We start from the raw sequence: 12996 nt of genomic DNA, 5'->3' as shown, positions 1-12996 counted from the left end.
AATAACTATGCTGATTAATGCCGACTTTTCACGCCCCGCCGTTGTACTTCCCAGCCAGTACGAATGGCTGCCATCACCACAAAGCGGAGTGGAGCGCGTTATGCTGGATCGTATCGGTGCTGAGCAGGCCCGCGCGACCAGCATCGTGCGATACGCTCCCGGTTCGCGGTTCCCCCCGCACCAGCATCCGGGAGGCGAGGAAATTCTGGTTCTGTCCGGTGTTTTTTCTGAGGGGGAAACACACTATCCGGAGGGCTGGTATTTGCGAAATCCTCCCGGCTCCGCTCATCAGCCCGCCAGCCGTGAGGGAGCGGTCATTTTCGTCAAACTGCAACAGATGCGCCCCGACGAAACGCAAACTGTACGTATTGACACCCATGCAGCTGCATCCTGGCACAACGAGGCGGGACGTGATGTTTGCCCCTTGTATCAGGACCAAGCCGAGAGTACAAGTCTGCAAAGACTGCCTCCTGGAGAGCCCCTGTTCAGCGCACCGGTTCAACGTGCTGAGTTATTCATTCTGAGCGGGAATATCGTGGCAGATCATAAATCTTATGAGCGCGGCAGCTGGATTCGCCTGCCGGCAGGCCACTATCCCGATATCGTTGCCGGCACACAAGGCGCGATCCTTTATCTCAAGATCAGTCACCTCGCGGAAATCGGAACAGAAATATGAGCAGACAGACAGCACGCGTCGCCATCGCAGGAGGAGGCCTTTCCGGCCTGTACGCAGCATATCTGCTGGAAGAGAACGGTATCAATGATTACATTATTCTGGATGCCCGAAAAGTATGGGGCGGCCGAATCGCATCTGCATCACACCTCGAAGGTACGCATCCGCTTGATCGCTTTGATCTCGGGCCAACGTGGTTCTGGCCTGCTTATCAGCCGCAGCTCGATCAGCTCATCAAGCATCTGGGATTGGAAAGTTTCGCCCAATATGAAGACGGCGATATGCTGGTCGAACACACGCAGCACGCCATCCCCATGCGCATGAGAGGTTACGCATCGACACCAGCATCCATGCGCTTGCCAGGAGGAATGCGCTCGCTGACCGAGGCCTTACGTCTGAAATTAACGCCAGAAAATCTGCTCCCGGGGCAACAGATACTGCGCATGCGCAGTGAAGACGGCCATATCGAACTCGATACTAAAGATACTCTCGATACGCAAGGCAAACTCAACAGCTTTCGGGTCGAACATGTGCTGCTGGCTGTGCCGCCGCGACTGGCACTGGCAAAAATCGACTTCGCCCCCTTGCTTCCGGAGTCACTGGTACGTGCCTGGCGTCATACCTCCACCTGGATGGCAGCACATGCCAAGTACCTTGCCCTTTACGATGAACCTTTCTGGCGTATGCAAGGATTATCCGGCGAAGCGCGCAGTGCCAAAGGCCCGCTTGCCGAAATTCATGATGCGTCGATACCCGGTGGCAACGCGGCGCTTTTTGGCTTTTTTGGCATTCCTGCCCGTACCCGCAGCGATGTCGGTGAAGATGCATTGCGGGCACACTGCAGAGCCCAATTGTCACGGCTGTTTGGTGGGCAAGCATCAACGCCGAAAGCGGATTTCATCAAAGACTGGGCTGCCGATCCCTGGACGGCCACCAGCGCCGATCTGGAAGTGTCAGGACATCACACCAGTGCGCCTGTTTCCTTTGTTGCGGAAGGCCCGTGGCGTAACAGAATCACAGGTATCGCCAGCGAATGGTCACCACAGTTTCCAGGCTACGTCGCCGGCGCAATAGAAGCCGCAACGAATGGCGTCAATATGCTGCTGGCATCCTTCCCAGCCTGAGGACTGAGTGTCGGCCAGCATGCGCAATACGCGGCAAATCGTATTCCGGGACATTCAGTTGCAGCTGGCTTCACTGTCATCCCGCCGACCGCCGCAACGAAGTCGTGCGTCAGTTCCCCAGTGTTTATCCGGGCAAAGCGGTAACAGTCATTCGCGTTACAATGGCGCGAATTTCTGATCGGTCACACGCCCCTCTTTATGAAAATTCTCATTATCGAAGATGAACCTAAGACTGCCGCTGCGCTGGCTCGCTCCCTGCGGGAGGAAGGTTATTCTGCGGACATCGCTGAGAACGGCATCGATGGTCTGCATCTGGCACTGAGTGAAAGCTACGGACTGATCATACTCGATGTCATGTTGCCCAAATGTGATGGCTGGTCTGTTTTACGTACACTCAAAGCGGAGCGGGCCAACTTGCCTGTTATCCTGCTCACCGCACTGGATGCGGTATCTGATCGCGTCAAAGGACTCGATGCCGGCGCGGACGACTACCTCGTCAAGCCCTTTGCTTTTTCTGAATTGCTGGCACGTATCCGTAATGTTTTACGACGCGCACCGGTACAAGCATCAGATTTAATCCGGGTTGCCGATCTTGAAATGGACAGAAAAAGACACCGTGTCTCCCGTGCCGGGCAGATACTCGATCTGGCACCACAAGAATACCGGGTACTCGATTATATGATGCACCATGCAGGTGAAGTGCTGACCCGCACTCATCTTGCGGAACAGGTATGGGATATGAACTTCGACGGCGACAGCAATGTGATCGATGCCGCTATCCGTCGCCTGCGTAAAAAAGTGGACGATCCATTTGAGCCGAAACTGATCCATACCTTGCGCGGTGTCGGCTACGTACTGGAAGTACGACACTGATCGACGATGAAACTGAATTCGATTTCCATCCGGCTGACGGTCTGGTACGCATTGCTGAGTACGACACTGATCGCATCAGTGGGTTACACAATGTACTGGATGCTGGCTGACCGGCTGCTGCGCGAAGACGATACTTTTTTATTGAGTAAAGTCTCCGAAGCGCGCGCCGTGATCGCCCTGCACCCGGAAAATTACGACGCTCTGCAGGAGGAATTGCAGCACGAAGGCGAGACCTTTCCTGATATTCGCGTCAGAGTTCTTGATGAGCATCATGCTGTCATTGCTGATACCAATAATGAAAATACACATGGTATTGCGTCAGAAATATTCGATGCCATGCCGTGGACAACAGAAAAAACAGACTGGTACGACCGTCAGCGAACGCGTTACCGCCTGATGCAACAGCACACCGGTAAGCTGACCATACACGCAGCCATGCGCCTCGCCAAGGAACAGCGCTTGCTGAACTTCTATCGCGATATGCTGCTGACCGGCGTCGCTGCCGTGTTATTGATCGCCATGTTCGCCGGTTACGCGATTGCGCGCTACGGGCTGGCACCGCTGCATCGTCTGGCCGCTCTGGTTGACGGACTGAGTGTAAAGCAGCTGAATCAGCGTGTCGGCGAAACCGACTGGCCACAAGAATTGCGCCTGCTGGCAGATAATTTCAACCGACTTCTGATACGACTGGACGACGCATTTTCCCGTATGTCACGTTTTTCCGCAGACATTGCACATGAACTGCGCACACCGTTGCAGATATTACGCAGCGAGGCTGAAATGAGCTTATCGCGTGAGCGCTCCCCGGCGGAATACCGGCAATGCCTGGAATCCGGGCTTGATGAATACGCCAGGCTGTCACGTATGGTGGATGCTCTGCTGTTCCTCGCCCGCGCTGAGCAAGCCGATACTGCTCTCGATTATAAAAATCTCGATCTGTCCGCCGAATTACAGTCTGTCTGCCATTTTTTTCAGGCCATGGCGGACGAGCTTGATATCACTCTTCACATGCAGGCGCACGGCCATCTGTCGGCAGATCAGGGACTTTTACGGCGCGCTCTCGCAAATCTGGTGGATAACGCACTGAGACATACCGGCAGAGGAGGTACAGTGACACTGAACGCCCTCGTTCTGCAAGATGGCGACGTCGAGCTTAGCGTCAGCGATTCCGGTTGTGGAATTGCGACCGAAGATCTGCCACACATCACAGAACGTTTTTATACTGCAGACAGATCCAGGCAGCGTCTCGGTCAGGGTAGTGGCCTGGGCCTTGCCATCGTGCAGTCCATCATGCGTCTGCACGGTGGCACGATCACATTCAGCAGCACTCCCGGTCAGGGCACCGAGGTAAAACTGCAATTCCCGGCAAACGATCTATCCCGACACAGTGCATCTGCCTGAAAATTTCCGCCTGATGCCGTATCGCCACACCACACAAGGCATCAGCGCTGAACAGTACTGACCTATACCTATTTCCTCTGCATATTGAATGCCGTGGCGAATCTGACGAAATCGTCAGATTCGCGTCATGCTGCTATCAGACGTGACTGTTATTCTGGTTAATCAGATTCCGAATGAATACCTGTCCAGAATATGTCCTCTGCATCTCCGCTGGTCTCCTGTCGAGCGATTCATAAAACCTACTATCAGGGTGAGGTGCAGACCCCTGCCCTGCGCGGTGTTGATCTCGATATTCAGGATGGCGAATTACTGATGCTGGCCGGGCCGTCAGGCTGCGGTAAAACCAGTCTGATCTCGATTATCGGCGGTATGCTCGATGCCGACAGCGGAGATTGCACAATACTTGGCAACGATATAAAACGATGTCCGCGCAGCAGCGGGCACGTTTTCGCGGACAGCACATCGGTTTTGTTTTTCAGAGTTTTAATTTATTACCGGCGCTGACCGCTGTTGAAAATGTCTCTGTACCGCTTTTACTGCAAGGCGTTCCGCGTCAAGCCGCCGAAGCTCAGGCCAGAATTGTGCTGGAGTCGCTGGGGCTGGCCAGTCGCGCCGACCACTCACCTTTACGTATGAGTGGCGGTCAGCAACAGCGGGTAGCCATTGCGCGTGCGCTGGTACACGAACCGCAAATGATCATCTGTGACGAACCGACTTCCAGTCTCGATCATGATGCAGGACAAAACGTGATGGAAATCCTGCGCACGCTTGCGAAAACTGCCGGACGAGCGCTGCTGGTGGTGTCACACGATCCGCGTATTTTTTGTTTTGCTGACCGAATCGCCCATATGGACGACGGCCGCGTGATTTCCATTGAAACGTCCCCTTCCTGAAATTAGACGTTATGAATCGTTATTATGTATTGGCTCTACTGACCTTCTCCGGCCTCGTACTGGCCGTGTTTTCCGTTATCCGCGACGAGCAGGTCACCATGCCGGATAAAGCGCCGGGCACAGAGATCCGCTCGCCATTTTCCAGTCAGGTCGCTGGTACAGGAATTACGGAAGCTTTTGGAGGCAATATCGCTGTCGGCACGCCCGTGGCTGCGATTATCAAAAGCATACCCGTAAGCTGGGGCAATACGGTCAGTGCCGGTACACCACTGGTGTATCTGGATGACAGCGATCTGCAAGCTCGTCTGCCGTCAGCTAATGCACGCGTGAAGGAAGCACAGACCAGGCTGGCAATGTCACGTCTTGCCCGCGAACGCGCTGAGCAGATAACGGATAAACGTGCCATCAGCACAGAAGAACTTGACAACCGGCGGTTCGCCGCCAAAACAGATGAAGCGCTTGTCGCCACCGCACAAGCTGCCGTCGATGAAATCAGAATGGAGATGCAGCGCCGTATCATTCGCGCACCTGTATCGGGTCAGATATTGCAGATCCGCCTGCACAGCGGCGAATATGCTGATAACAGTGCTCCATTAATACTAATGGGTGACGCCGCTCGTCGTCAGGTGCGTGTCAATATTGACGAAAACGATGTCCGCCGCTTCCACCTGGATGCAGCAGCGATCGCTTATTTACGGAACGACACAGAACATCCGCTCACCTTACGTTTTGAACGGACAGAGCCGTATTTGCGCCCGAAATCAACTCTGACCGGAGCAAGCGCAGAACGGATTGATACCCGCGTTCTGCAAGTTATCTACAGTGTCGAGACAAAAGAAATACCACTGTATATTGGTCAAGTGCTGGATGTCTTTATTGATGCCGGGTCTGCGCCAGCGAGCAGCATCAAAGGCAGACAAGTAAGAGCAGAAACATCACGACCATGAAACTGATACCTGTTATCTGTGCCTTGATCTGTCTGATGTTGTCGGCATGTTCCACGCCTTCCGGCTACCAGCGCCCCGTCATCACGCTACCGGAAAAATGGCAAACCATGCCGGAACAGACGACGGCTTTACCTGATAATGCTCCGTGGTGGCAAGCGTTTGCCGATCCGCAACTGGATCTGTTAATGGCGGAAGCTAAACACCTTAATCCGGATATACAACGCGCCCGCATTTTGCTGCGTAAGTCCCGCGCTGAATACCAGAGCATCAGCGCTATGCGAAATCCTGCACTTCAGGGTAATGCGCTATCGAAGCGTGAACACGAAAGCGCCAACATCGATAGCAGTACATTCAGCCAGCCAGGAGAAACCGACAGTCTGTTTCAATTCGGCTTTGATGCAAGCTGGGAGCTGGATTTCTTTGGTGTGCGCCATCAGCTTTCAGATGCCGCTTTGGCGCAGACAGAGGCGACACTGGCCGGACTCGCTAATGTCAGTGTAACGATGCTGGCGGAAGTCGCCCGCAATTACATTGAACTGAGAAAGGCGGAGGCGCTGATCGCAGCAGCACAGGAAGACGAGGAAACAGCACGAAATATGCTGGAGCTGGTGCGCGCCAGAAGTCATGCCGGGTTTGCGAGCGGCGCTGATCTGATCACAGCAGAAACTGGATTACGCTCGGCACAAATGGCGCTCGTACCGCTGCGCGTAATGAAGAATGTCGCACTGAACCGGCTGAGTGTCTTACTTGGCAGATACCCCGGCGAGTTGCAACTCAGTCGTTTTCAGCAGTTACCGGTAACACCCGTTGCCCTTCCATCCGCCCTGCCGTCTGAACTGCTGCGACAACGCCCTGATATTCTGGCTGCAGAAAAACTTCTGGCAGCAGCATCCGCCAGAGCAGGTGCAGCGCAGGCCGAATGGTATCCACGCTTTTCTCTGCTCGGACAAATCGGTCTGGCCAGCTCTGTTTTCGGCAAACTGGCCGAAGGCGCAAGCCGCATCTGGCGTATCGGTCCATCCTTATCGTGGCCCCTGCTGCGTGGTGGACAAATCGCTGCCACCATACAGGTACGTAATGCAGAACAACAGCAGGCGCTGATCATTTATCGTCAGACTATTCTACAGGCTACAGAAGATGTGGAAAACAGCTTGACCGGCTATGAGCAGGAAAAAAAACTGCAAGCTCAATATTCAGAAAATGTCACACTTGCTCAAAAACGACTCACTCAGGCTGAATCACATTATGCTGCGGGACTCAGCGATTATCGCGCAGTTCTGCATGCCAGACATACCTGGATCACTACCCGGCAAGAGCAGATACGCAGTACCGCCGCCCTCGCTTCGAGCTGGATAGCCATCAACAAGGCATTTGCCGGCCATCTTTACCATTCATCGGCAGAATCCCAGCTCAACGATACAGACTCTTGTTTTCAGAAACAGACACCGGATAATTCAACATGTATCACATCGCATTAAAAATGCTGGGTGGTGACCGGACGAAATTCATCACACTGATACTCGGCGTAACCTTTACCGCCTTTCTGGTCACCTTTGCTGTTTCGTATTTTTGCGGCTTTATGACACGCGGATTTGCACTGATCAGTGAAACGCAAGGCGATATCTGGGTCATGGACGCGGCAGTCAGTTCCGTTGAGCAGACAACGAATCTATCTGACGCAGCATTGTTACGTGTCCGTTCAGTACCGGGCGTTGCCGCCGCCATACCACTGCTGCTCAGTTCTGCTGAAGTCCGCTTTCCGAACGGTTCGTTTCAGTCATTTCAGGTAATCGGCGTTGACGACAGCAGTCTCGCCGGTCTTCCGCGAATGGCAGGCCTGGATCATGCTGTACTGCGCCAGCCGGGTCAGGTCGTAGTTGATGACGGTGGCACAGAAGACAAACTGGTGACGCCGCTGCATACCAGTGATACATGGCCGAGCGGTGGTCGTTCACACGTCAACGCGGCGATGCGCCGGCTGGCCAGGAACGATCAGCTGGAACTCTATGATCACCGCATACGCATTGCCGGTGTATCGAATGCGCATCCTCGTTATCCGGCCAAACCGCTGATGTACATGACGCTCACCAACGCTCGCCATATTTTGCCCTCCGAACGCAGGCAAATCAGCTTTATCCTGGTTCGCGCCGGATCAGACAACAGCATGCAGACACTCGCTACGCGCATCGAGCAACAGACCGGCCTGAAAGCACGAACAGCCGCTGATTTCAAAACAGAGACGGTACACTGGTATCTGCGTAATTCTGAAGACGTAGGCGATGTCATGTCCATGTTGATTCTGGCGATTGCCGTAGGATTCGGCGTTACTGGCGTCATGCTCTATATGTTCACCAGCGAAAGTCTGCAGCAGTATGCCGTGCTGAGCGCACTCGGCACACTCCCTTCACAATTACTGAAAATGGTGTTCTTACAAGCCATGGTATGCGGACTATCGGGTGCAGGAATGGGCACGGGTCTGTGCGCCCTCGCCGATCTGTTTTTGCGTAACAGCGACTACCCTTTCCGCATGATGTGGTTTGCTCCGCTTGCGGGTGGTGGCATGGTTATACTGACAGGAGTCATCGCAGCAATCGTCAGTGCACGTCCGGTTCTTAAACTGGAGCCGGCAAAGGTATTTGCTGCCCGATAAAATACTGAATCACCAGCGCCGGAAGAGTCACTCACGAATCCTTAGCCAGTACTGAAAACACGTCATCGGCAACAGATAAAAAACCTCACTCTGCACAGGTCACTGCGGCAATCAGATCCTTATTTTTGCATTATTGTTTTTTCAACTGGGACAGTTTGTCTCTGTCTATGGCTATTGCTTTTAAGTAGAATGCGTTATGCCCTGTAACAACATTGCCCTCCTGGCGCAACCGTTCATATCTTCTTCTGGATCTGCTAATTCACCGGTTTGAATGCCTTCCTGATTTCGCAGAAAGGTATCGTGAAGAGTCAAGCGCAGCAAGGAATGGACAATTTAAAATACCATATCGCTGTCGGAGCAGCGTTTTAAGGCAACACTGCCGACGATATATTCTGATGTTATCGACAGTGCCGATTCTTAGTCTGGAAAATAATCAAAATGATGGAATGGATTCCCATAATCTTAGTGACGTTTAAGATACTCGTGCTGGGCACCGGCATGTTCTTCGCCATCAAGTGGCATTACGACAAAGCGAAAAAAGGGAAAAATACAGCGAAAGAGGCGCGAGCAGTTCTGCGCGCCAGTAGCAAGGTATTCGCCGCCTTCACGCTATTACTGCTGGGTCTGGGGCTTCTTACCTACGTCGTCGCCAGGACGAGCGGTTTGGAAATGACCTTCATGTGACCAAAAATCATAATCAGCCACGACTCATTGATGCTGAAAAATATAGAAACACATCAGCGCTTAATACCATCCATTTTTAAAGACTGGCTTTGGGCTTGGTAATGGCCACCTCATCCCAGACATTACGTTAAGTTTTTCTTCGGTGACGGCCGGCACCAATCCCTCATGGAACTGATGTGGCCGTATCCGGTTAACCGCTTGGTCGATCTCAACACCAAGCCCATACGGCCAGCAGGTTTTGACTGTCGCCTGAGCATTGTTGATATTGGCTTCTCGCGCTCCGGCATAGCAGGTGGTGGTGACTGTCGGGTTGCCATTTGGCTGGCTGGTTTTGATGTGTTTGCTGGCGTTCTGGCAAATTAACTGCGGGCGAAACGGTATGCGGCGCAGCAACACGTAAAACATCGGTCAATCAGGCATTTTCAGGGGAGTATGTGGCAAAAACGCCTTTATCTCCTTATAAATAAAGGACTTTTAAATATACTCCCGGGGGTATTTTTTTTAACCCTAAAAGCCATTTCTGCGTGTTGCGGGCATAAAAAAGGCAGGACCTGTTGCGGTTCCGCCTGTGAAATATGATGTCGGCAAACATCTGGGCGGCAAAGCCTTCGCTGTATCCACTGTTGTTCCAATACTGGCTGCGACGATCTACATTGCCTAATACGTCGTAGGTGTAGCCTTCTTGTAGCAGTGCGTTTCCCTGGCTGTTTTGAAGAATGCTTTGCTTCAGGCGACTTGTGTAGGGGTTGTAGTCGTATTTGACATCCAGGCCATTGCCCAGTTTCGCCTGACGGACGTGTTGTGAGGCATCATGGACGGTGGCTCGCCAGAGGACGAGGTTGCCTCTTTCCAGGCGATCAAGATAGCCATAGCGGTTGTAACGATGATCAAAGATTTTGGGGGTGGCGTTGCCTCGCTGGTATTGCTGGCGAATCAAGCGGCTCCATTCATCGTATGCGTTTTTACTGCTATAGATGGTATCCAGATACTGGGTCGTGGTGTCAGGACGTCCCAGTGCATCATAGGTGTGGGTGCGGCGATAGTCTTTGTTGTTATTGACGAGGGTGTAGGCTTCGACGAGCTGACCGCAGCTGTTGCTTGTCATGCAGTTGGCCTGGCTGGCGATCTGGTCTGCCCGCTGGTCGTAATCCCAGCGACTGATGAGGTCTGGCTCGGTACGGGCAATCAGTCGACCGAGGGCGTCATATTGGTTGATGGTGGATTGGTTTTTATTGCGTTGATTGGGGCTGAAAAAATGAAAACCAACCTACGTTCAAGCTGATTTCTTTAGACGCGGCCCGCCAGCGCCGGTGGTATGCCGGGCTGGCTCAAGCGGATGAGGATTGGCAGCAAACGAAGGCGTCGTTTGCCTTGTCGGGCATAGCAACGACGCATGAGGATGAGGTTGCCTGGGGGATGCGCCTCGCTGCGGGGGATGCGGGCGAGGCGGGTTGAATTTTAGGTGCATGGCTGATTACACATTACTATTCGGGGTCAAAACCGGCGAACCCGCCCTGCCCATTGCTGTGATACAGCGTTCTCACCAGATGGCACTTACGCTAAAAAAGCAGTTAAATCAACTCAAGCAATTGTATTTACATGCATATCACGGAAGATTTAAGTTGCTTTTCCCATTGTTTCCCGATTCTGATCTTAGCTGTGACAAAAAAACAGTATCCAAAACGGAAGTGTTTGTAATACGTTCAAGGTCTACCCGCTGCTTTTCCAGCTCCCGTTGCATCAAGGGATGACTTAGTATTTTCAGCTCAAGGTCTGGATCATTAGGCCTCATGTTTTCAAGCTCCTGTACGAACAAATCAACTGAGCTCATTGCATATGTAGCTGCCTGTACAATCTCTTTAACATCATTTTTCAACAAAAAATCCAACAACCCACAAACAGAAAAACATGCATCCTGTGCAAAGCTCACATATAGTGACGTAAAATCTTCAGAATCCGGGGCAACATTCTCACATATAGTAATTAATTTTTGTACAGTATCTCGATCATATGCATGCCCCTCCAAGGAAGACCACACTAAATCTAGTGCCTCTCTTATAGGGGCAAAATTGCCCCATTTGGCATCAATATTAAATGCCAAATAGTTAGGCAACAAACGTTCGCAGCAAGATGCACCAAATGCCAGTTGCCATTGAGCAGCTAATTCGTTTAGTTGCTCCCTCAAAACATCACTATTGAATGCAGTTTCCATTTTTACCTATCATCCTCACTTCAGAGGGCTCAATGTGGTAATTTTTTCTTCCTGCAGTGTATTCGCACAACCACTGCAAATAGGACGACTTGCTGCAGTCCCAGTTGGAGTCAGCCCCATTTGTCTGGCCGCATTAACTCCAGTAACTTCAGCATGACCCACACCAACACCCTCAACTTCATTGGATTTTAACAATGCTCGTTGAGCTGGAGATAACCGTCGCTCGCTTGAACTTACTACTCGAACACCCTCTTCAGTTTCAGTCACTGCTGTGGTCCGAGCACGCTGTGCACGAGGGTCTAAAACGGAGTGTATTTGATTGGCTCGTTCTGCTGCTGTTTCAATCAAACTCTCTTCTTTGCCAAAGATTTTCCCCAACCAAGAAACTAATTTACCGCCCCCCTTTAAAATTCCTTCTGAAGCCGCTGCAACACCTGCACCTTCACCTCCGAAAGGCACGGTGGCGTTTTCGAATGTCTCAAGCGGATGATCCAAGTTATAACTGAGATCATTCTTCAGCTGCTGCACATGGCCTCGAACCCACTCTTTGGCGTCCGCTAAAAAGCTGCCTGCGTTGTTTGCCGCGTCTTCCGGTGGTTTCGCAGAATGATCAAGGCTATTATTATTTTTGTTTTCGGTATTTAAAACCGTAGCAGTAACACTCCCCGTCCTCGCAGGCGTGACGCTCCAATTACCAAACGGATCTTTTGCCGCTTGTCTCTTTAATTCCTCCTGTATCCAATCATCTTGCGTTCTGTACCCCGTCGGATCGGTCAGATTCGTCGGGTTGTTCCACACGTAAGTATACCGGTTGTAGCTCTGGCTATGTAGCGGATCCTGAATCATCGGATCAGCACTCAGAAACCGTGCCATCAGGGGGTCGTAGATCCTGCCGTTCATGTGCACCAGATCGAGCTGATCGAGCATTTCATGGCCGGTGTAGCCTTTGTTGTCGACTTGCCCGTCCAGATTATCCGGTGTCGCGCTGCCATCGGTGGTTCGGCGTTTGCCCCAGCTGTCGTAGGCCAGTTTTTCTTTGAGATTGCCACTGCTGTCGCTGATGCTGATGATGCTGCCCAGTCTGTCGTGATGGCTCCAGTTGAGTTCGCTGGAGCTGCTGCCTGGTTGGTCGATCTCAACACCGAGCCCATACGGCCAGTAGGTTTTGACGGTGGCCTGACCATTGTTGAGTTCAGCTTCTTGTGCTCCGGCGCAGTAGGTGGTGGTGACTGCCGGGTTGCCATTGGGCTGGCTGGTTTTGGTGTGTTTGCTGCGCACTGTCAGATTGACTGCGGGCGAAACGGTATGCGGCGCAGCAACACGGAAAACATCGGTCAATCAGGCATTTTTATGGGGGTATATGGAAAAAACGCCTTTATCTCCTTATAAATAAAGGGCTTTCAAATATACTCCCGGGGAGTATATTTTTAATGCCAGAAGCCATTTCTGTGCGTTGCGGGCATAAAAAAGGCAGAACCTGTTGCGGTTCCGCCTGTGAGATACGATGTCGTCAAGCGTAGCGTGCCTGCTCCGTCGGGT

General features: G+C 52.3%; 12 protein-coding genes and 1 pseudogene. 10 read left to right on the top strand and 3 right to left on the bottom strand.

The annotated features are described in order from the left end of the window. The first annotated feature begins 7 nt into the window (after positions 1–7). From ACOTSW_RS08395 to ACOTSW_RS08350, 10 genes and pseudogenes are all read left to right on the top strand, one after another. Positions 8–676 (top strand): cupin domain-containing protein, encoded by a 669-nt coding sequence (locus ACOTSW_RS08395; RefSeq protein ID WP_423682141.1) that lies wholly within the window; start codon positions 8–10, stop codon positions 674–676. Beyond that, entirely contained in the window at positions 673–1797 is a 1125-nt protein-coding gene (locus ACOTSW_RS08390; protein WP_423682139.1) for a flavin monoamine oxidase family protein, read from the top strand. Before ACOTSW_RS08395 ends, ACOTSW_RS08390 begins: the two co-directional genes overlap by 4 nt. Before the next feature lie 198 nt (positions 1798–1995). Further along, the gene (locus ACOTSW_RS08385; RefSeq protein WP_423682138.1) at positions 1996–2670 is read left to right on the top strand and encodes a heavy metal response regulator transcription factor; all 675 of its coding nucleotides are present in this window, start codon (positions 1996–1998) and stop codon (positions 2668–2670) included. A 6-nt stretch (positions 2671–2676) separates the two neighbouring features. Next, entirely contained in the window at positions 2677–4071 is a 1395-nt protein-coding gene (locus tag ACOTSW_RS08380) for a heavy metal sensor histidine kinase (RefSeq protein WP_423682137.1), read from the top strand. A gap of 192 nt (positions 4072–4263) precedes the next feature. Then, positions 4264–4964: pseudogene (locus tag ACOTSW_RS08375) on the top strand (ABC transporter ATP-binding protein). A gap of 11 nt (positions 4965–4975) precedes the next feature. Beyond that, positions 4976–5911 carry an efflux RND transporter periplasmic adaptor subunit gene (locus tag ACOTSW_RS08370; RefSeq protein WP_423682136.1) on the top strand — a complete coding sequence of 312 codons (936 nt, stop codon included), beginning with the start codon at positions 4976–4978 and terminating at the stop codon, positions 5909–5911. Then, positions 5908–7389 carry an efflux transporter outer membrane subunit gene (locus tag ACOTSW_RS08365; protein ID WP_423682135.1) on the top strand — a complete coding sequence of 494 codons (1482 nt, stop codon included), beginning with the start codon at positions 5908–5910 and terminating at the stop codon, positions 7387–7389. The genes ACOTSW_RS08370 and ACOTSW_RS08365 overlap by 4 nt, the downstream gene beginning before the upstream one ends. Beyond that, entirely contained in the window at positions 7371–8561 is a 1191-nt protein-coding gene (locus ACOTSW_RS08360; RefSeq protein ID WP_423682134.1) for an ABC transporter permease, read from the top strand. The genes ACOTSW_RS08365 and ACOTSW_RS08360 overlap by 19 nt, the downstream gene beginning before the upstream one ends. 438 nt (positions 8562–8999) lie before the next feature. Next, entirely contained in the window at positions 9000–9245 is a 246-nt protein-coding gene (locus tag ACOTSW_RS08355; RefSeq protein WP_423682133.1) for a hypothetical protein, read from the top strand. A gap of 165 nt (positions 9246–9410) precedes the next feature. Continuing rightward, positions 9411–9608, top strand: a complete 198-nt coding sequence (locus tag ACOTSW_RS08350; RefSeq protein ID WP_423682132.1) for a hypothetical protein — start codon at positions 9411–9413, stop codon at positions 9606–9608. 94 nt (positions 9609–9702) lie between these two features. Here ACOTSW_RS08350 and ACOTSW_RS08345 read toward each other — a convergent pair whose 3' ends face one another. The 3 genes from ACOTSW_RS08345 to ACOTSW_RS08335 all read right to left on the bottom strand — a co-directional run bounded on the left by ACOTSW_RS08345 (position 9703) and on the right by ACOTSW_RS08335 (position 12735). Further along, complete coding sequence (locus ACOTSW_RS08345; protein ID WP_423682131.1) at positions 9703–10350, bottom strand: hypothetical protein; 648 nt, start codon at positions 10348–10350, stop codon at positions 9703–9705. Between the two features lie 501 nt (positions 10351–10851). After that, complete coding sequence (locus tag ACOTSW_RS08340; RefSeq protein WP_423682130.1) at positions 10852–11457, bottom strand: DUF416 family protein; 606 nt, start codon at positions 11455–11457, stop codon at positions 10852–10854. Between the two features lie 15 nt (positions 11458–11472). Then, positions 11473–12735 (bottom strand): RHS repeat domain-containing protein, encoded by a 1263-nt coding sequence (locus tag ACOTSW_RS08335; protein WP_423682129.1) that lies wholly within the window; start codon positions 12733–12735, stop codon positions 11473–11475. Positions 12736–12996 lie beyond the last annotated feature (261 nt).

Source organism: Undibacterium sp. WLHG33, assembly GCF_049544815.1.
Classification (GTDB): Bacteria; Pseudomonadota; Gammaproteobacteria; order Burkholderiales; family Burkholderiaceae_D; genus Undibacterium.
This window is presented reverse-complemented; position numbering and strand designations above follow the sequence as displayed.

Bases quoted from the DNA above. Each gene is read 5' to 3' on its own strand.
- ACOTSW_RS08340 (WP_423682130.1), bottom strand. From the start codon at position 11,457: ATGGAAACTGCATTCAATAGTGATGTTTTGAGGGAGCAACTAAACGAA.
- ACOTSW_RS08355 (WP_423682133.1), top strand. From the start codon at position 9,000: ATGATGGAATGGATTCCCATAATCTTAGTGACGTTTAAGATACTCGTG.
- ACOTSW_RS08385 (WP_423682138.1), top strand. From the start codon at position 1,996: ATGAAAATTCTCATTATCGAAGATGAACCTAAGACTGCCGCTGCGCTG.
- ACOTSW_RS08350 (WP_423682132.1), top strand. From the start codon at position 9,411: ATGGAACTGATGTGGCCGTATCCGGTTAACCGCTTGGTCGATCTCAAC.
- ACOTSW_RS08370 (WP_423682136.1), top strand. From the start codon at position 4,976: ATGAATCGTTATTATGTATTGGCTCTACTGACCTTCTCCGGCCTCGTA.
- ACOTSW_RS08365 (WP_423682135.1), top strand. From the start codon at position 5,908: ATGAAACTGATACCTGTTATCTGTGCCTTGATCTGTCTGATGTTGTCG.
- ACOTSW_RS08380 (WP_423682137.1), top strand. From the start codon at position 2,677: ATGAAACTGAATTCGATTTCCATCCGGCTGACGGTCTGGTACGCATTG.
- ACOTSW_RS08390 (WP_423682139.1), top strand. From the start codon at position 673: ATGAGCAGACAGACAGCACGCGTCGCCATCGCAGGAGGAGGCCTTTCC.
- ACOTSW_RS08395 (WP_423682141.1), top strand. From the start codon at position 8: ATGCTGATTAATGCCGACTTTTCACGCCCCGCCGTTGTACTTCCCAGC.
- ACOTSW_RS08345 (WP_423682131.1), bottom strand. From the start codon at position 10,350: ATGACAAGCAACAGCTGCGGTCAGCTCGTCGAAGCCTACACCCTCGTC.
- ACOTSW_RS08360 (WP_423682134.1), top strand. From the start codon at position 7,371: ATGTATCACATCGCATTAAAAATGCTGGGTGGTGACCGGACGAAATTC.